The following is an 18,776-nucleotide window of genomic DNA, read 5'->3' on the forward strand; positions in this document are numbered from 1 at the left end:
CTAGGCTACCCTGATAATCTCATCCAAAGTGGTTAGGCCACGACGAGCTCGATCAAGCCCCTCGTGAAAAACTGATAATGTTCCAGCTTCCTCTGCTGCCTTGCGTATCTCTGCTTCAGAAGCATCATTAATTATAAGCTCCTTTATAGTTGCATCCATAAACAAAATTTCGTGTATACCAAAACGCCCCCAATATCCAGAGCCGGAACACTGTTTGCAACCCTTTCCCTTATAATATGTGTCTTTCGAAATATCAATATTATGTCGATTCAAAAAAAGTTTAATATCTATTGAGGGTTCGACAGGTACCCGACAATTCGTGCAGACCCTTCTTACCAGGCGCTGAGCGACAATGACTGAAATTGAAGAAACAATCAAGTACTTATCAATGCCCATATTTATCAGGCGAATGATAGTTGCTACTGAACTATTTGTATGAAGGGTACTGAGGACAAGGTGTCCAGTGAGAGCCGCCTTAATGGCGATCTCCGCCGTTTCCAGATCACGAATTTCACCAACCATGACAATATCTGGATCCTGCCGGAGAATTGAACGTAGTGCTGAAGCGAAGGTTAAACCTACTCCCGGTCGAGCTTGAACCTGGTTGATTCCAGAAAGCCGGTACTCTACCGGATCTTCAACAGTAATGATATTTAACTGCGGGCTATTAACAAAATTGAGAATTGAGTAAAGGGTGGTAGTTTTACCTGACCCTGTAGGTCCGGTCACCAGGATCATGCCTGTAGATGCTCTGGCTTTTTCCTTTAGCTGGTTAAGCTTTTTCTCGGGGAAGCCAAGGTCATCAATATTCAGGGAGATAGAACCCTGATCCAAAATACGCATAACGATCTTTTCCCCGTATATACCAGGGATGGTAGAGCACCTTACATCAACGCTACGCCCCATGATCTTAAATTTTACACGACCATCCTGGGGTACCCGTCGTTCTGCAATGTCAAGATCGGCCAATATCTTGATACGTGCGATCACACCAGACTGCAACCGACGATTTGCCGGTGGGAACTCTCTTAACATGCCATCAATTCTAAGCCGGATTCTGAGATTATTTTCCTGAGGTTCAATGTGAATATCACTGGCTCGCTCTTGAATAGCCTGAACCAGGAGTGAGTTGACAAATACAACAGCCGGAGCATCAGTGGCTTGCGTTCGCAGGATATCGATGCTGTCTTCATCGATTTCTTCCTCTTCTTCCAACTCATCCTCTACTTCAACCAGATCTTGTAGAGTGTCTTCAAAAGCATTTTTATCTGAGAAAATCGTTCCGATGGCAAATTCAATGTCATCCGGATCAGCCCAGACCGTTGTGACCTCCTTCTGGATCTTGCTTCGAATGATCTGAAGGGCTATCATATCCAGAGGATCAGCCATGGCCAGAACAACTGTACCATCTTCCAGCTCTTCCACGGGGACGAGACGATGGAATTGACATACTTCTTCCGATATCTTCAATGCTGCACTGGTGGCAAAAGAGGCGATTCCCTTAAGATTTGTCCGGCTAAGACCAAAAGTACCATAAATCTCAGTGATACCCTTGGCTTGGATAGTGCTAATACTAGGGGTTGATTCTTTTTTGACTAATTCCATTTATTTTCTCAGTGCAGAAAAGATTGTCAGCAATTCTTTACGCTTCATAATCTAAACGGCATTGTGGGAATGTGAAAAGGTGAATATGGGAGATTGTGTCGCTATTTTATTACAGACACAGATTTACTCGCCAAAATCGAGTCAATTCTGTATGCCCAGTTTTTTTAGCTTTAAATGCAGATGCTGCCGACTCAAACCGGCTGATTGTGCAGCCTTGCTGATGTTTAGCTCTGCCTGTTGTAATAGAGCCTGGAAGTATAATTTTTCAAATTCCTCCTTGGCTTCTGCATACGTTTCCACGTGCTGTTCATTCTGAAATAGCATCGCAGTTCCTCCGTGGAGAAGATGGGCAGGCAGATCTGAAACGGCGATGGTATCATCCTTACACATGATCATCGCATTCTCAAGAACATTTACCAATTCACGAATATTACCGGGCCAATCATAGGTGTTAAAAACTTGGAATGCCTTGGGTGCAATTCGGGTGACACTCTTGCCCATCACACTGGAAAGTCGTTTTAAGTGATACTCAATGATCACTGGCAAATCCTCTTTGCGATCCCTAAGTGGTGGGATTTCAATATGAAAAACATTTAGTCTGAAATATAGATCCTCACGGAATCGACCGATTTTAACCAATTCTTCAATATTTTGATTCGTTGCAGCAACAACGCGGAGCTTTAATGGTATTTCCACACTGCTGCCAACACGACGAATGGCACTGGTCTCTAAAACGCGTAGCAATTGTATCTGAAATTCTGGTGTCGTTTCAGTGATCTCATCCAAAAAGATAGTTCCGTTATGCGATTCTTCGAACACCCCGCTCCGACGCTCATTGGCTCCAGTAAACGAGCCTTTTTCATGTCCGAATAAAGTACTTTCCAAAAGAGTGCCTGGAATACTGCCACAATTGATAGGGATAAATGAACCCTTTGCATTACGGCTCTGTGAGTGGATCAGACGGGCAGCAACTTCCTTACCGGTTCCAGATTCACCGGTTAGCAATACAGTTGTATTATAGTCGGCTACGGTTGTGATTTTTTCCAGGATCTTCTGCATGACAGCAGAGTGAGCTTCAATGTCAAGATAATCAGTGTGCCGCTTCAACTCTTTGCGAAGTGCTATATTTTCACTGCGGATGCGTTTCTCTGATAACCCACGTGTGATTCTGATCTGAAGTTGGTTAAGATCAATAATCGGTTTGGCCAGGTAGTCATAAGCACCATGCTGAATACATTTCACGACAATGTCAGTATCTTGAATAGCACTCACCATAATGATGATAATCTCTGGACTACTCTGCTTAAATTGTTCCAGTAGTTTTAAGCCACTTATGCGCGGCATATTGATATCCAATACAGCAACATCAATATCCTCTTGTTCAAAGATCTCTATGGCAACTTCAGGGGTGATAGCTGTGAAAATCTTGTATCCCAGATCCCCCAGGAAATTCTCAAAAAGATGAGTAATATCCGGTTCATCATCAACGATCAGGATTTGGGCGATGGATTTTACTTTGGCATTCATACAATTCTCACCTGCATATTTTTAAGTCACTTTATTCAGTCGAACAAGAAACATTGTCAGACAGTACATAGTATATAAAAAAAATGACTAAATGTGTAGTATATATACGACAAATGTAAGATTTTATTTCCCAAGTGAGAATTGTCACATTAGCGGACTTCGAAAAGGTCTTCAGCCTCCACTAAGTAGAATAATATTATTTATTTACAGTTTTAGATAGTAGTGGGTTTGCCGTTAAGCAGGTTTCCCACCAACCCAAACCGGTTGGATCCATGAGATGTTTTAGAGTAGTTTGACTTAAAACATGATCAAGTACAGATTGAATAGCGCACCAGAAAGAACGTACCGTACAATGATCAAAATGGGCGCATACTTCACCAGTTCCAGAAAAGTGATCACAAAAACCTACTCCAAATAATTTGCCGCCCAAAACCTCAAACACATCACTAAGCACAATTTCATCTGCTGGTTTGGCTAAAGTATATCCACCATCTTTGCCGCGACTGCTCTCCACAAAACCGTTGATCCGTAGAATCCGAACTAGTTTGGCCGTATTGGCTGTGGTTAGCTGCTCAGCCTGACTGATGGCTGAAATACTACTTCCACCACTACCAGTTTCTCGCCCGATATGCAGTAAACAACGGATACCATACTCTTCCTGGGCACTGATCTTCATGCAGCTATTGATCCATTTATGGAAAACCAGTTAACTACCCTTCGATCTTGCTCAGGACAGGCGCCGAATGCAGAGCGAGGCATTGAACTTGTCGAAATGGACGCATGGACTATTATTTGCCCCCATGGTAAGCGACTTGAGAAGATTCTTTGCAGAAGATCAACATATTCAGTAACTATTTTCAATTTTAAAGCAATCCCAACTGCAACAGCCCAGCTTCAGTAATCATATCTTTGTGCCACTGGGGTTCCCAGACCACTTCGACATCTGCAAACTCCAGTTCATCCACTTCCTGTAAGATCTGTTGTTTGACAGAGATCGGTAAAGAACCGGCGACCGGACAATTGGGGGCCGTTAAGGTCATCTTGACATACGCTTCCAGCTCTTCTGTGACGGTAACATCATAGATTAAGCCCAGGTCGTAGATATTTACTGGAATCTCCGGATCGAAAATTGTTTTGATGGTCGCTATGATCTTCTCTTCAATTTCTTTCAGATCAATTTCAGGGATATTGTCATGCATAATAGGGTCCAGTTTTAACCACAGAGCTCACAGTGAACACTCCGATTGCAAATTGTTTCGTGGAAAAGTTCATCGAATTGTTTCAATTTTCTGTTTGGGTTGTTTCATCAGTGCTGTCAAGGGCATTCATGAGCGTATGCCATGAAAGACTGGCGCATTTAACCCGAGCCGGAAATTCTTGGACACCGGCAAAAATGCCCAGCTTACCAAGGCTTTCCAACTCTTCAGCATCAAGTGGTTTACCAGTAACCAGATCATGAAAATGTTTAAAAATATTTTTTGTATCCACGACTGTCCTACCCTTCAGGAACTGAGTCATCAAACTGGCTGATGAAGTGGAAATGGCACAACCACTGCCGATGAAAGCAATATCCTTGATCATTCCGTCTTCAATATCCAGGAAAAGTTCAAGCTTATCGCCGCACAGTGGATTGTACCCATTGGCGTGATGCGAGCATGGTTCCAACTTTCTAAAATTCCGGGGATTTTTATTGTGATCCAGGATGACTTCCTGGTATAGCTCTCGTAGTTCTGACATCAGCCCATGAGCTCCTTTACTTTCCGGATGGCTGCAGTAATTGCATCCACTTCCGCTTTGGTGTTATAAAAGCAGAGCGATACTCTAGTTGTGGCTGGGATATTAAAACAATCCATTACCGGTTGGGTACAATGATGGCCGGTGCGTACTGCCACACCTTCCATATCCATGATTGTCCCAATATCGTGAGGGTGAACGCCCTCAAGCACGAATGAAATTACACTGCCTTTGTGAGCTGAAGTTCCAATGATCCGCAATCCATCAATTGTCTCGAGTTGCTCAGTTGCGTAATGCAACAGCTTTTGCTCGTAATCATCGATCACTGCAATACCCAGCTCTGAGACATAATCAAGGGCGGTTGCCAAACCAATGGTCCCCTCTATGTTTGGTGTGCCAGCCTCGAACTTATGGGGGATATCATTGAACTTGGTTCTCTCGAAACTTACATCAAGGATCATATCGCCACCGCCTTGATACGGTTGCATACTCTGTAGATGTTTTTCCTGCGCATACAGGGCACCGATCCCGGTGGGACCATAGATCTTGTGTCCGGAAAATACAAAGAAATCACATTCCAGAGCCTGGACATCAATGGGAAAGTGAGCAACAGATTGAGCACCGTCTATCAAAACAGGAATATTTCGAGTGTGAGCCTGCTTAATAATTGTGGAAACATCATTGATAGTTCCCAGAGAATTGGACATATGCGTGACTGCCACTAACTTGACCTTTTTACTCAGGAGCTGTGGTAAAAGGGAAAGATCCAATTCACCATTTTCCAATAGGGGAATGATTTTGAGCTTGGCTTGTTTGCGCTCAGCCAACATTTGCCAGGGCACTATATTGGAATGATGTTCCATTTCCGAGATCAGGATCTCATCGCCATTTTCCAACAGTGGTTCCAGGAAACTGGAAGCTACCAGATTAATTGCCTCGGTTGCTCCTCGTACGAAAACGATTTCCCTGGTACTTCCGGCGTTGATGAAATTTTTGACCGTTTCACGGGCTCCCTCATACAGAGCTGTTGATCGTTGACTGAGGAGGTGGACTCCCCTGTGAATATTTGCATAGCTATGGGTATATAGATCACTGATGGCATCGATTACCTGCTGAGGCTTCTGGGTTGTGGCGGCATTATCAGCATAAACCAAAGGTTTACCATGAACCTGGATCTGTAGAATGGGGAAGTCATTACGGATTTTCTGAATATCAAACATGGTCTGATCCGATCCTATCTAAGCGCCTGGCAATCTCTTCCTCGACATAACCCCTGAGTGTTTCGATTTGGATGTCTTGAGTGATCTCCACCGAAAAAGCACGTGTAAGCATTAAAACCGCATCAGTACGGGAAATTCCCCTGGACTGGAGATAGAATAGGGCATCATCATCCAATTCTCCCACGGTAGCTCCATGGGTGCATTTAACATCGTCGGCGAAGATCTCTAATTGAGGCTTTGTATCAACTCGGGCATCCCGGGAAAGCAGCAGGTTTTTGTTGGATTGCTGGGCATCAGTTTGTTGAGCATGTTCTCGAACCAATACCATTCCATTAAAGACACCGCGAGAATTGTCATTCATGATTCCACGAAAATGCTGGTCACTTCTGCAGTGAGGATGAGCATGATCCATGTAGGTGCGGATATCCAGGTGCTGTGAACCATCTCCTAAATAAAGACCTCGCAGATCTGCTGTTGCTCCGGGTCCGGCAAAAGTAACTTCAAGATTTGAGCGGGTCAAACGGGACCCCAACAGATACTGGTGAGCTTTCAATATGGCAGAGCCTGCAATCTCAACTGCTGTATTGGATACATGGTCGGTCTCCTCAGATTCCAGGCCGATCTTAACCAGATCCAGACCGGCTCCTTCCTGCAATTGGATGATGTCAGATGGAACCGTAACGGCTTTTACGCCTGCCGTTGAGGCAAACTGTTGAATAATCTTTAGGCGACTGTTTTGCCCGATACGGATCACATGCAGAGGATTTGAGAAGGAAGCAGAGTTGTTGGCAGAACTGAGATACAGTATGTGGAGGGGTTTCTCGATCTCAACATTCCCAGCTAATTCAATAAACAGACCTGAGTGGGATAGTCCGAGAGTAATATGATGAAAGATGTTATCATCAGTTAATTTTGCGTTACGAATGCTTTTTTCAGCTCGTTGACGCGCTTCTGGATCAAGCGTGGACATGAGTTTGATCTTGAGGCCTGCTGGCACTTCAGAGGATAGATCTACTGAAAGTTCACTGGCGAAAACACCATTCACAAACACAAGCTGGAGGGCCTTTGGGACGGCTTGTTTGAGTTTCTCCAATAAGGGGAGATTCACCTGATCTTTGGTTGCTGGTTCAAGTGTACGCGAAAAAAGGTTATGCAGAGGTGTGTTGCGCCACTCCTCATCTTTGCGGGTTGGAAAATCCCCTGAATCCAGTACTGCCAGCGAAGGCTGACGCAACTCAGATGAAAGGGTAAAACTCTGGTCAGAATCGGAATAAACCTGATCCTGAATCCAATTTTTGAAATTATTCACTGTTTCAGACACTTCAACTGCTCCGTTCAGGATGAGGTTCCGGCTGTTTCTAATAACCAGTCGTAACCGCGCTCCTCCAGCTCCAGTGCCAACTCTTTGGTGCCTGATCTAATAATACGTCCGTTGGATAAAACGTGGACGTAATCAGGGACAATATAGTCCAGCAAACGTTGGTAATGGGTAATGACCACAAAGGCATTCGATTCTGAACGTAGTTTATTAACACCGCTGGCGACGATACGAAGAGCATCAATATCCAGTCCAGAATCCGTTTCATCCAGAATAGCAAGAGTAGGATCGAGTACAGCCATTTGCAGGATTTCATTGCGTTTCTTCTCTCCACCGGAAAAACCTTGATTGACCGGCCGTCGAAGCAGATCCTCTTTCATCTCAACCAGAGCCATTTGTTTTTTGATCAGGCTCAGAAAGTCAATGGCATCCAGCTCCTCCTCACCGCGATGTTTACGGATCTCATTGAGAGCTTTTTTCAGAAAAGAAGTATTATTGACCCCTGGAATTTCGATTGGATACTGAAAAGCCAGAAAAAGACCCTCTCTGGCACGAATCTCAGGAGCCATTTCAAGCAGGTCAAGCCCCTTATAATGAGCTGAGCCCTTGGTTATGGTGTATCCTTCACGACCGGAGAGAACATGGGCCAGGGTGCTTTTTCCTGAACCATTGGGACCCATGATGGCATGAATTTCACCTGGATTGACTTCAAGACTCAAGCCATTGAGGATCGGTTTATCCTCAATAGAGACATGCAAATCTTTAATCGATAACATTTATTTAAATTCTCCTAAACTTCTAACAAACCAGTAGTATGCTTTATTCCCCCCGCCGCAGAGGTTTCTTTATTGTGCTTTTTCAGGTGCCCATCAACGTTTTCATTTCTTCTCTTGGAGCACTGACCAGTTTCTGGCAAATTTGCATAAGCACTTCTCTGCGCCCTTGTGTCTTTGCGAGAGCAATGCCCTTTATCCAACCGAACCTTCCAGACTGACTGCCATCAGGGCCTGAGCTTCCACGGCAAATTCCATGGGTAATTGCTGAAAGACCTCCCTGGCATAACCCGAGACGATCATTCCTACAGCATCTTCAGTAGAAATGCCTCTTTGATTCAGATAAAATATTTGGTCTTCACTTACCTTTGAGGTAGTTGCCTCATGTTCAACTTGGGCAGATGGGTTTTCGATCTCCAGATAGGGATAGGTATGGGCGCCACACTGATCCCCGATGAGAAGTGAATCACACTGTGAATAGTTACGGGCGTTTTCAGCTTTACGGTTCACTTTAACCAGTCCCCGATAAGCATTACTGCTCTTTCCGGCTGAGATCCCTTTGGAAATGATCAAACTACGAGTGTTCTTTCCCTGGTGGATCATTTTGGATCCTGTGTCTGCCTGTTGAAAATTATTGGTCAGGGCAACGGAGTAGAATTCTCCCACTGAATAGTCACCCTTAAGAATACAACTGGGATATTTCCAGGTAACTGCTGAACCGGTTTCAACCTGAGTCCAGGATATTTTCGACCGTGTACCAGCACATAGTCCACGCTTGGTTACAAAATTATAGATACCACCAACACCTTCTTTATTCCCGGAGTACCAGTTCTGAACAGTGGAATATTTGATCTCAGCATCATCCAGGGCGATCAGCTCTACAATGGCAGCGTGCAATTGATTCTCATCTCGCATGGGAGCCGTACAGCCCTCCAGATAACTCACATAACTGCCCTTGTCGGCAATGATTAGAGTGCGTTCAAATTGGCCTGTTTTGGCTGCATTGATCCGGAAATAGCTGGAAAGCTCCATGGGACAGCGCACGCCAGGGGGGATGTAGACAAAACTACCGTCGCTGAAGACTGCAGAGTTCAAGGTGGCATAAAAATTATCGGTATAGGGTACCACCGTGCCCAAATATTTTTTGACCAGGTCAGGATGCTCCTGAATGGCTTCGCTCATGGGGCAAAAGATGATGCCCAGATCATTGAGCTTATCTTTGAAGGTTGTGGCGACAGAAACACTGTCAATAATGGCATCCACCGCAACTCCTGCCAAAAGCTCACGTTCTTCCAGGGGTACACCCAGTTTATCAAAAGTAGCCAGCAGTTCCGGGTCAACTTCATCCAGACTTTTGGGAGCGTTTTCGTTTTTGGGAGCGGCATAGTAGTAGAGGTCATCAAAATCGACTTCGGAATAGTTCAGCTTGGGCCAGGTGGGCTCTTTCATCTTGAGCCAATGCCGGTAGGCTTTAAGTCGCCATTCGGTCATGAACTCGGGCTCATGCTTTTTAGCCGAGATCATGCGCACGATGTTCTCATTCAAACCAAGAGGGAATTCTTCCATCTCGATCTCAGTCACAAAGCCGTATTTGTATTCCTGGTTTGTAATATTCTGGATGGTCTGCTGATCATCGCTCAAGGACTTTTCAGGGGTGTTTTCGGGGGTCAATATTTGCTCTTTCTTCTCCATGTTCGTCGCAAGTAAAGCATATTGTACAAAAAAGTCAAGATTAAAAAATGTCCCATCTTGACAATTCAATCATGGGTGGATTATCATACAGCAATGATTATGTTTGAAGCTCAAAATGGAGCAAAATTTAAAATGATTATTAGAGCCTATAAAGGGATAACCCCCAAAATCCACCCAGATGCCTGGATCGCAGAAAATGCAGTTATCATTGGTGATGTGGAAATTGGTGCCGGAACCAGCGTCTGGTATAATGTGGTCATCCGCGGTGATTTGCACCAGATCAGGATCGGTGAGAACGTCAATATCCAGGATGGAGCCATTTTACATGTTGAATCTGGAGACGGTCCCTGTTTGGTGGGCGATCGGGTGACAGTGGGACATCAATGCATTGTCCATGGATGTATCGTGGAAGATGATGCGCTCATCGGGATGGGAGCAACCATTCTGAGCTGGGCAAAAATTGGTGCTGGAGCACTGGTGGCAGCCAGCGCGTTGGTCAAGGAGCATGAGCAGGTTCCCTCCCGTACCTTATGGGCAGGAATCCCTGCCAAACAACGTGGAGAGGTGGGGCAGGAGATGTTTGATCGGATGCGTGAAGGTTGGCAGCATTACCTCGCACTATCACAAAATTACCGGAGAGATGATGATACCCTATCAGATCATTGAACGGAAAGCCAGAGGTGAAGTGCTCTCTGATGCTGAAATAACCAACTTCATAGATGCTTATAATGCCGGTAGTATTCCAGATTATCAGATGTCAGCCCTACTCATGGCAATTTTTATTAAAGGAATGAATACGGCCGAGACCCTGGCGTTAACTAAGGTCATGTTGGAGTCCGGCGAACGAATGGACTTCTCAGGTGCACCTGGATTTGTAGCTGATAAACATAGTACTGGCGGTGTGGGGGATAAGGTTTCCATTTTATTGGCTCCTATTCTGGCGGTGTTAGGTATTCATATTCCCATGATATCCGGTCGTGGTCTGGGACACAGTGGCGGAACCCTGGATAAATTGGAATCAATTCCGGGTTTCAATGTTAATCTGGATCTGGATACCTGGCATGATCTGGTTATTCAAGATCATGTTGGTCTGATCGGGCAAACTGGCAACATCTGCCCTGCTGATAAAAAATTGTACTCGTTAAGAGATGTGACTGCCACCGTGAGATCGATTCCCTTGATCTCTGCCAGCATCATGAGTAAAAAGATCGCTGAAGGTATTCACGGACTGGTTCTGGATGTGAAGACTGGTAATGGCGCCTTTATGCAGACGGTGGCAGAATCTCAGACGCTGGCCAGAAGTCTGGTTTCTATTGGCAAGGGCTACGGAATCAAAACCACCGCCTTGATCACGGATATGAATCAACCTCTGGGATATGCCATTGGCAATTGGCTCGAGATGAAAGAATCAGTCCGGGGACTCCAGGGTCAGGGGCCAGCGGATCTCATGGAAGTAACCTACGCCCTGGGAGCTGAGATATTGAGAATGGCCGATCCTGGTTTGTCACAGTCTGCCGCTATCGCAATGCAGCAAAAAGCAGTGGATAATGGCACAGCATTCGAGAAGTTGCTGAAGATCACTGAGTTACAGGGAGGAGACCCACACGTTCTGGAAAATTTGGAGGCCTATCCTTCTACAAAATTCAGTAGGTCCATCCGGGCAGATCGCTCAGGCTACCTGGCTCTAGTAGATACCATGGCACTGGGCTTTGCCGGTATTCAACTGGGAGCGGGTCGGCGGGTGATCAGTGATGAGATCGATTATGCCAGTGGGTTATATATCCATCGAAAACTGGGTGACAGGGTCGAAGCAGATGATGAATTACTGACACTGTTTTCCAATGACGAGAGCGCCCTGGAAGAAGTAGGGAGCCAGATGGCTCAAGTATTCAAGATCACCGATGAGATTCCTGAAGTCCCTCCATTGATCGTGGAACGCATCGAATAGCTCGAGAACAGACCCTTCGATACGATCTTCGTTCCACTCAGATCACTCAGGGTCCCACCCCTCTCCCCAAAAAACTCACAGAACTCAAAAACTCATCAGCTAGACAGCGTCTATGATCCGATTAAAAGTTGTACTGGGGCGCATGGCTTGACTGACCTTTATTAAATCAGGTAAATAATAGCCGCCGATATCAACGGGTGATCCCTGGGCAGCCAGCAGTTCTGAATCGATCTGAGTTTCATGCTCTTTCAGCAGGTTGTAGATCGTTTCAAATTTAGCTTTGAGTTCCAGATCTTTAGATTGATCAGCCAAAGCTTTTGCCCAGTAAAGGCTTAGATAAAAAGAGCTGCCCCGGTTATCCAATTCATTCACTTTCCGAGAGGGTGATTTAGCATTTTCCAGATAAGTGCTGATCGCTTCATCAAGTGTTTCAGCTAGAAGAGCGGCTTTCGCGTTTCCAGTATTTCTGGCGACCAACTCAAAAGAGGGGACCAGTGCACAATATTCTCCCAGGGAATCCCAACGAAGATGTCCCTCTTTCAGAAATTGCTGCACGTGTTTTGGAGCAGAGCCACCGGCACCGGTTTCAAATAATCCGCCACCCTTCATCAAAGGGACAATAGACAGCATGCGGGCACTGGTACCCAGCTCAAGAATGGGAAACAGATCGGTTAAGTAATCACGCAGAACGTTACCTGTGACAGAAATAGTATTTTCACCCTTACGAATTCTCAACAAGGAGAATTTCATGGCGTCCACAGGGTTCATAATGCGAATATCCAGACCATTCGTATCGTGATCTTTTAAGTAGAACTGCACTTTTTTGATGATCTCTGCATCGTGTGCACGGTTCTCATCCAACCAGAAGATGGCTGGTGATCCACTGGCCTGTGCTCTTGATACAGCTAATTTTACCCAATCCTGAATCGGGGCATCCTTGGCCTGACACATTCTGAAAATATCACCAGTTTCAACAGCCTGTTCCAATAGGGTTGTCCCGGTTGTGTTGACCACTCGAATGGTTCCGTTGTTCGGAGCTTCAAAAGTTTTATCGTGTGAACCATATTCTTCAGCTTTTTGAGCCATCAGACCTACATTTGAAACGCTGCCCATGGTAGCCGGATCAAACTGCCCATGTATTTTGCAATCTTCAATGATCTCATAATACATGGTTGCATAACTACGATCCGGGATCATGGCAATAGTATCCTGGAGTTGATCAGCATGGTTCCACATTCTACCTCCATCACGCACAATGTTGGGCATGGAGGCATCAATAATGATATTGTTGGGAACGTGTAAATTGGTGATCCCCTTGGCAGAATCAACCATAGCCAGATCGGCTTGTTTTGTGTAAACAGCAGCAATATCTGCTTCGATCTCAGCTTTTTTGGCTAGAGGTAAACGATCCAGCTTATCCTCAACATCAGCCAGACCATTATTGACATTAGCACCGATCTCCTTCAGAATCTCGGCATGTTTGTCGAAGACATCCTGATAGTAAACAGAGACAGCATGTCCAAACATGATCGGATCGGAGATCTTCATCATGGTGGCCTTTAAATGGAGTGAGAGCAAAGTGTCTTCATCTTTAGCTTCGGTCATGGTTTTTGCATAAAAAGCGCGCAACGCCTGCACATTCATGACTGAAGAATCAATAACCTCTCCCTGTTGGATGGGAAATTTATCCTTTAACAGAGTCACTTGTCCATCAACATCGACCAATTCGATCCTCACTTCAGTTGAATCGACCATGGTTTTTGAATTCTCACTACCATAAAAATCTTTTTCAGACATGTGAGCCACACGGGTTTTTGAGGATCCAGCAGGCCAATCTTTCATCATCCGATGAGGATTCTTCTGAGCAAAGCTTTTTACAGAAGCTGCTGCACGACGATCTGAATTGCCTTCCCTGAGTACCGGGTTAACAGCTGAACCAAGCACCCTGGCAAAACGTTTTTGCAAAGCTTTTTCCGCATCAGTAGTCGCTTCGTCAGGGTAATCAGGAATGTTGTAACCCTTTTGCTGTAATTCTTTGAGGGCACTTTTTAACTGGGGAATAGAGGCACTGATATTGGGTAGTTTGATAATATTGGCATGATGTGACTGTGTTAATTCACCCAGTTTTTGCAGGGCATCGACCTGCTTTTGGTTGTCACTCAGGTTTTCTGGAAACTGTGCTATAATTCGTCCAGCCAAAGAAATATCACTGGTCTCAATATCAATTTCTGAGTCTTTTAGAAAGGCTTTTACAATGGGTAATAAAGTATAGGTCGCCAAAGCAGGGGCTTCGTCAATTTTGGTCCAGATAATTTTAGAATGTGACATTTAAAGGTCCTCGTGTAATAACGTTGGTAGATTGGGTGTGAATGTCAGATCTGACACAGAACTGCCCATTCTGTAAAAAATGGAGAATGGTTCATTCATCTCCGGCGCTGAAAATAGCTGGGAAATGACCAGAGCAAAATTGTTTCGGAGTTAAATTGAGGAAAAATCAGAATTCAGTACGGACAATTCTATTGAATATCACTCACTTTTCCAGTTTGAACCGCCGTTTTCATCACCTATATGTTGCCCGATGATGAAAGATGAGCTTAATGAGGATAGAATTGGAATATGATCAGTACGCATAGTGTTAGTTTAACCTTTGGAGGGCAGAAGCTCTTTGAGGATGTAAATATTAAATTTACTCCTGGAAATTGTTATGGATTGATCGGAGCCAATGGTGCTGGTAAATCAACTTTCCTCCAACTGCTTGCAGGTGAGATCGAGATGCAAAAGGGTCACGTTGCCATAGGATCGGGTGAACGTCTGTCCGTTCTGAAGCAGGATCAGTTTGCTTACGATGAACATTCCGTTTTGGAAACGGTTCTCATGGGGAATGAAACACTTTATCGCATTATGAAAGAAAAAGATGCGATCTATATGAAGCCTGATTTTTCTGATGCAGACGGTATGAAAGCAGCTGAGCTTGAGGGCGAATTCGCTGAGATGAATGGGTGGGAGGCGGAGTCCGAAGCCCAGATCCTCTTGGCTGGTCTGGGACTTAATGCCAGCTATTCTGACCGTCTCATGAAGGAATTGAGAGGGTCGGAGAAGATAAAAGTGTTGTTAGCTCAGGCTATTTTCGGCGATCCTGATATTCTACTGTTAGATGAGCCAACCAACCACCTGGACATTCAGGCCAAAGACTGGCTTGAGCATTTTCTACTCAAATTCGCCAATACAGTTATTGTGGTTTCACATGATCGGCATTTTTTAAACAAGGTTTGTACTCAAATTGCGGATATTGACTATGGAAAGATAACCACATACGCTGGCAATTATGATTTCTGGCGTCAGTCCAGTGAGTTGGCCAGAAACTTAAGAAATAACCAGAACAAGAAGGCTGAAGAGAAAGCCAAAGATCTCAAGGCCTTTATTGCCAGATTCTCCGCCAACGCATCCAAGTCAAAACAGGCCACTTCAAGACAGAAGCAACTCGAAAAGCTGGAGTTGGGGGATATGCCGATTTCGACCAGGAAATATCCTTATATCCATTTTGAGCCAAATCGCGAAACGGGGAAGGATATTTTGAGTGTGGAAGGCCTCTCCAAATCCATCGAAGGCAAACTGGTTCTGGACAATATCTCTTTCACGCTTAATAAAGGTGACAAGACCATATTTCTAGCGGAGAATGAGGTGGTAACGACCACTCTCTTCAATATTCTGTCTGGAGAACTGGAAGCAGATAAGGGCAAAGTGACTTGGGGTATTACAACTTCTCAATCCTATTTCCCCAAAGATAATGCAAAATATTTTGATGCTGGGAAATACAATTTGATTGACTGGCTCAGGCTTTATTCACCTGATCAGCATGAACCCTATATTCGGGGGCTATTGGGACAGCTGCTTTTCTCCGGTGAAGATGCCTTCAAAAACACCAGGGTCTTGTCTGGTGGGGAGCGAGTGCGTTGTATGTTTGCCAAAATGATGGTGTCTGGAGCAAATGTTATGCTGTTTGATGGTCCGACCAATCACCTCGATCTGGAAAGTATTACTGCCATCAACGAAGGGCTTATGCGTTTCAAAGGCAGCATCTTGTTTACCTCTCATGATCATGAATTCAATCAAACCGTTGCAAACCGGGTCATTGACCTGGATGCTGGCGTATTGGACGAGAATTTCATGAGATATGACGAATATCTGGGGCTGGAGCTTTAAAACTTCACTATAGTGGAGAACATCACCCATGATGCCGACATGGGGTTGAAATTCCCATCAGGAGCTTTAACGATCACAATATGAACGGGCTCAGGGTATTTTGCAGATCGAGTTTCACGGTATGGCCGAATTATTTTCACGGAATAATATTAATCATTTACCCAAATATTGCTATCAACAAAATATCATCTTTGACTTAGTTAAGCATAAGTGTGATGTATAATTAATAATTTCATTTCTGATATTTTTGACTTTAGCAAAGAAAAAGTTGGTCTTAGGCCTAATTCAAACTAAATTTTTGCGGTTTAGCAATCATTGGGTCTCACAATGAGTGTGCATACTAAAAATATTTGATAGCTTTTAAATAAAAATGATAGGGGAAAACACAATGGATGTAAAATTAAAACAACAAGCTGCGGTGATCACTGAGCTTACCTTTGACCTGCTGCGTTGCTGTGAAGCAAAAGAAAAACTATTTGCCAAGGAGCATGGACTCAAAGTCGCAGAATTTCGCTGTTTGAGAATTATTGAAGCAGGCAAAACATATTCAGTACAGGAACTGGCCAGCAGTATGCATTTGTCACCCAGTCGTCTCACCCGTATCATCGATGGTCTTTTTGCTGAAAAACTGGTGGATCGTGTACAGAGTATTGAAGACCGTCGCTTTGCGAAGATCAGTTTGACGAACAAAGGGCAAACTCTGGTAGGAAAGCTTAAAGAAGAATACGCGGACCTGCATGGGGAAATGCTGAAAGATCTATCAGTAAGTGATCGGGATAAGATCTATGAAGGCATATCTTTAATGCAAGGTCTGGTCAGTGTTTGGTTGGTGAAAAACGCCTGATCTAATTTAAATGAGTTTATAAAAGTCCGGTATTACGCCGGACTTTTTTTATTTTCATCCCGGAACATCCGCTTGGGACGGGATTTGATAGAAGGCGATGATATGGAAAACTGGCTATGATCAAATTGGCAACATTATGTTATCTCATGGATGGCGATAAGACCTTGATGCTGCACAGGGTCAAAAAAGAAGGTGACATGCATTGGGGTAAATGGAATGGGCTGGGTGGAAAAATTGAAAATGGTGAAACCCCTGAAGCCTGTGCCATCCGAGAAGTGCTGGAAGAGTCCGGGTTAACTGTTTCTGATCCGCAACTAAAAGGATTTATCACTTTTCCAAATTTTGATGGTCAAAATGATTGGTATGTTTTCGTCTATCGTTTTACTGATTTTGAGGGTGAATTGATTGGCTCGCCTGAAGGGTATCTGGAGTGGATCACCAATGAAGGATTGTCTGAACTGCCGTTGTGGGCAGGAGATCGGATCTTCATGAAGTGGTTAGATCAGCCCAGAATGTTTTCGGCAGTTTTTAAATATGATGCAGGAAGACTTCTTGATTGGAACGTCACTTGGCATTAATGTGCAATCCAATGGAAGCAACCTATTCATTCAGCGAAAATGCTCAGTGAAATGGCGAAGGCGACAAATGTCAACAACTGCAATTTAATTGGAAGATGACATTATTTTGATCAGGATCACTGATAGCTCTTTTAAGTAAATGTTTGTTATGAATATGGATAAACTGGATAAATCAAAAACTTTGTGTCTCATCCCGCTCTACGTCTTGTCGGCATTTGAGACCATCTGTTCCGGGGAACAAAATGAATATTATTAAGAAATTTGTTTGGCGACTTCTGATCATGAGTATTCTGGTATCTACCACCTATGCTCAGATAAGATCCATCTCCGGCACCATTCGTGATACTGTAACTTTAGAACCATTACCCTACGCCAACCTGATGATCAAAGGGACCTATTTGGGGGGTACATCCAATGTGGATGGCTATTTCTATCTCAGCGGCCTGGATCATGACAGTCTTGAGGTCGTCTGTTCCTACATAGGCTACATTACCTATAATCAAAAATTTCGCTTTGAAGATGAAACGCACATAATCATTCCCATCGCCATGCGGTCACAGATATTGGGTGGTGAGGAAGTTTTGGTGGAAGATTCGTTGCTGATTACACCTGAGTTCAAGATCAGCGCCCAAATTCCCATTCTGGATCAACTTGTGCCGATCGACTTGAAAGATGATGAGGATCTGGGGTCAGAATCATTTTCGTATGAACTATCTGCGCCCATTCAGTGGTTGCATCCTACTGGTGAATTCACCCATTACATAATTGATGGGGTTCCAGTAGAAAACAGCAGGCATCTGTACAATGTCTATCCCGCTTTTAATCTGGATGCCGTCAAGCACATAGAAAACCATTCCGCAGGAAATATCAGGCAGCCCTGCACGGAACACGTGGGTGCGACCGAATTGATCTATCGTGAAGGAAACCGCTCTGAAACAGATGTTCGAGCCATCCTGGGTCTGGTAGAGAGCGGGCTAACAACCTCTGGTCCTCACCCGGCTGGTGGTTCCTGGTATTTTTCAGGTCGCAGGGTTGATTTTGACGCTATTTATTCTCTCAGCGCTACCCAGACAGACAGTGTTTACCGTCGTTTCAGGCCGGATTATTATTTCTATGATCTTAATGGCAAGATCACTTTCGATGTAAGTCAGGATACCAAAATATCCGGCAACATGTATCTTACATTTGATAAGCTCCATTGGTTGGGTGATCAAGGACGCAGTGCTCATTCAAGTTGGTATAATGGTTTTATGTCGGCACGCATTCAACATCGTTTCAATCCACGTATGTTGACCCAAACGCATCTCTTCAGAAAGACCTACCATAGCTTTTTG

16 protein-coding genes are annotated in these 18,776 nt (G+C 44.4%); 6 read left to right on the forward strand and 10 right to left on the reverse strand.

The features are described from left to right. From U9Q77_08140 to sufB, 9 genes are all read right to left on the reverse strand, one after another. Entirely contained in the window at window positions 1-1,605 is a 1,605-nt protein-coding gene (locus U9Q77_08140) for a GspE/PulE family protein (GenBank protein ID MEA3287331.1), read from the reverse strand. Between the two features lie 141 nt (window positions 1,606-1,746). Then, window positions 1,747-3,132 carry a sigma-54 dependent transcriptional regulator gene (locus tag U9Q77_08145; GenBank protein ID MEA3287332.1) on the reverse strand — a complete coding sequence of 462 codons (1,386 nt, stop codon included), beginning with the start codon at window positions 3,130-3,132 and terminating at the stop codon, window positions 1,747-1,749. A 196-nt stretch (window positions 3,133-3,328) separates the two neighbouring features. After that, window positions 3,329-3,808: an Rrf2 family transcriptional regulator gene (locus U9Q77_08150; GenBank protein ID MEA3287333.1), complete on the reverse strand. Its 480-nt coding sequence runs from the start codon at window positions 3,806-3,808 to the stop codon at window positions 3,329-3,331. 187 nt (window positions 3,809-3,995) lie between these two features. Next, the gene (locus U9Q77_08155) at window positions 3,996-4,331 is read right to left on the reverse strand and encodes an iron-sulfur cluster assembly protein (protein MEA3287334.1); all 336 of its coding nucleotides are present in this window, start codon (window positions 4,329-4,331) and stop codon (window positions 3,996-3,998) included. A gap of 82 nt (window positions 4,332-4,413) precedes the next feature. Further along, window positions 4,414-4,869 (reverse strand): SUF system NifU family Fe-S cluster assembly protein, encoded by a 456-nt coding sequence (locus U9Q77_08160; protein ID MEA3287335.1) that lies wholly within the window; start codon window positions 4,867-4,869, stop codon window positions 4,414-4,416. After that, window positions 4,869-6,086 (reverse strand): cysteine desulfurase, encoded by a 1,218-nt coding sequence (locus U9Q77_08165; GenBank protein ID MEA3287336.1) that lies wholly within the window; start codon window positions 6,084-6,086, stop codon window positions 4,869-4,871. The genes U9Q77_08160 and U9Q77_08165 overlap by 1 nt, the downstream gene beginning before the upstream one ends. Next, on the reverse strand, window positions 6,079-7,407 hold the full coding sequence (gene sufD, locus U9Q77_08170; GenBank protein ID MEA3287337.1) for a Fe-S cluster assembly protein SufD: 1,329 nt from the start codon (window positions 7,405-7,407) through the stop codon (window positions 6,079-6,081). Before sufD ends, U9Q77_08165 begins: the two co-directional genes overlap by 8 nt. Window positions 7,408-7,421: 14 nt before the next feature. Beyond that, window positions 7,422-8,180 (reverse strand): Fe-S cluster assembly ATPase SufC, encoded by a 759-nt coding sequence (sufC, locus tag U9Q77_08175; GenBank protein MEA3287338.1) that lies wholly within the window; start codon window positions 8,178-8,180, stop codon window positions 7,422-7,424. 192 nt (window positions 8,181-8,372) lie between these two features. Further along, window positions 8,373-9,818: a Fe-S cluster assembly protein SufB gene (gene sufB / locus U9Q77_08180; GenBank protein MEA3287339.1), complete on the reverse strand. Its 1,446-nt coding sequence runs from the start codon at window positions 9,816-9,818 to the stop codon at window positions 8,373-8,375. A gap of 150 nt (window positions 9,819-9,968) precedes the next feature. On the opposite strand from sufB, the gene U9Q77_08185 reads away from it, so the two are divergent. After that, window positions 9,969-10,535 (forward strand): gamma carbonic anhydrase family protein, encoded by a 567-nt coding sequence (locus tag U9Q77_08185; protein MEA3287340.1) that lies wholly within the window; start codon window positions 9,969-9,971, stop codon window positions 10,533-10,535. Next, window positions 10,510-11,817, forward strand: coding sequence for a thymidine phosphorylase (locus U9Q77_08190; protein ID MEA3287341.1), 1,308 nt, complete (start codon window positions 10,510-10,512; stop codon window positions 11,815-11,817). Before U9Q77_08185 ends, U9Q77_08190 begins: the two co-directional genes overlap by 26 nt. Before the next feature lie 99 nt (window positions 11,818-11,916). Here U9Q77_08190 and U9Q77_08195 read toward each other — a convergent pair whose 3' ends face one another. Beyond that, window positions 11,917-14,145 carry an NADP-dependent isocitrate dehydrogenase gene (locus tag U9Q77_08195; GenBank protein MEA3287342.1) on the reverse strand — a complete coding sequence of 743 codons (2,229 nt, stop codon included), beginning with the start codon at window positions 14,143-14,145 and terminating at the stop codon, window positions 11,917-11,919. A 288-nt stretch (window positions 14,146-14,433) separates the two neighbouring features. Here U9Q77_08195 and U9Q77_08200 point away from each other — a divergent pair, with 288 nt between their 5' ends. The 4 genes from U9Q77_08200 to U9Q77_08215 all read left to right on the forward strand — a co-directional run. Further along, window positions 14,434-16,020 (forward strand): ABC-F family ATP-binding cassette domain-containing protein, encoded by a 1,587-nt coding sequence (locus tag U9Q77_08200; GenBank protein ID MEA3287343.1) that lies wholly within the window; start codon window positions 14,434-14,436, stop codon window positions 16,018-16,020. Window positions 16,021-16,408: 388 nt separating this feature from the next. Next, a complete protein-coding gene (locus U9Q77_08205) occupies window positions 16,409-16,864 on the forward strand; it encodes a MarR family transcriptional regulator (protein MEA3287344.1) in 456 nt (151 codons plus the stop codon). A gap of 116 nt (window positions 16,865-16,980) precedes the next feature. Next, a complete protein-coding gene (locus U9Q77_08210; GenBank protein ID MEA3287345.1) occupies window positions 16,981-17,442 on the forward strand; it encodes an 8-oxo-dGTP diphosphatase in 462 nt (153 codons plus the stop codon). Window positions 17,443-17,684: 242 nt separating this feature from the next. Beyond that, a partial coding sequence (locus U9Q77_08215; GenBank protein MEA3287346.1) for a carboxypeptidase-like regulatory domain-containing protein occupies window positions 17,685-18,776 on the forward strand: 1,092 nt, incomplete at its 3' end.

The sequence above is a fragment of the Candidatus Neomarinimicrobiota bacterium genome (assembly GCA_034716895.1).
Taxonomy (GTDB): domain Bacteria; phylum Fidelibacterota; class UBA8477; order UBA8477; family JABMPR01; genus JABMPR01.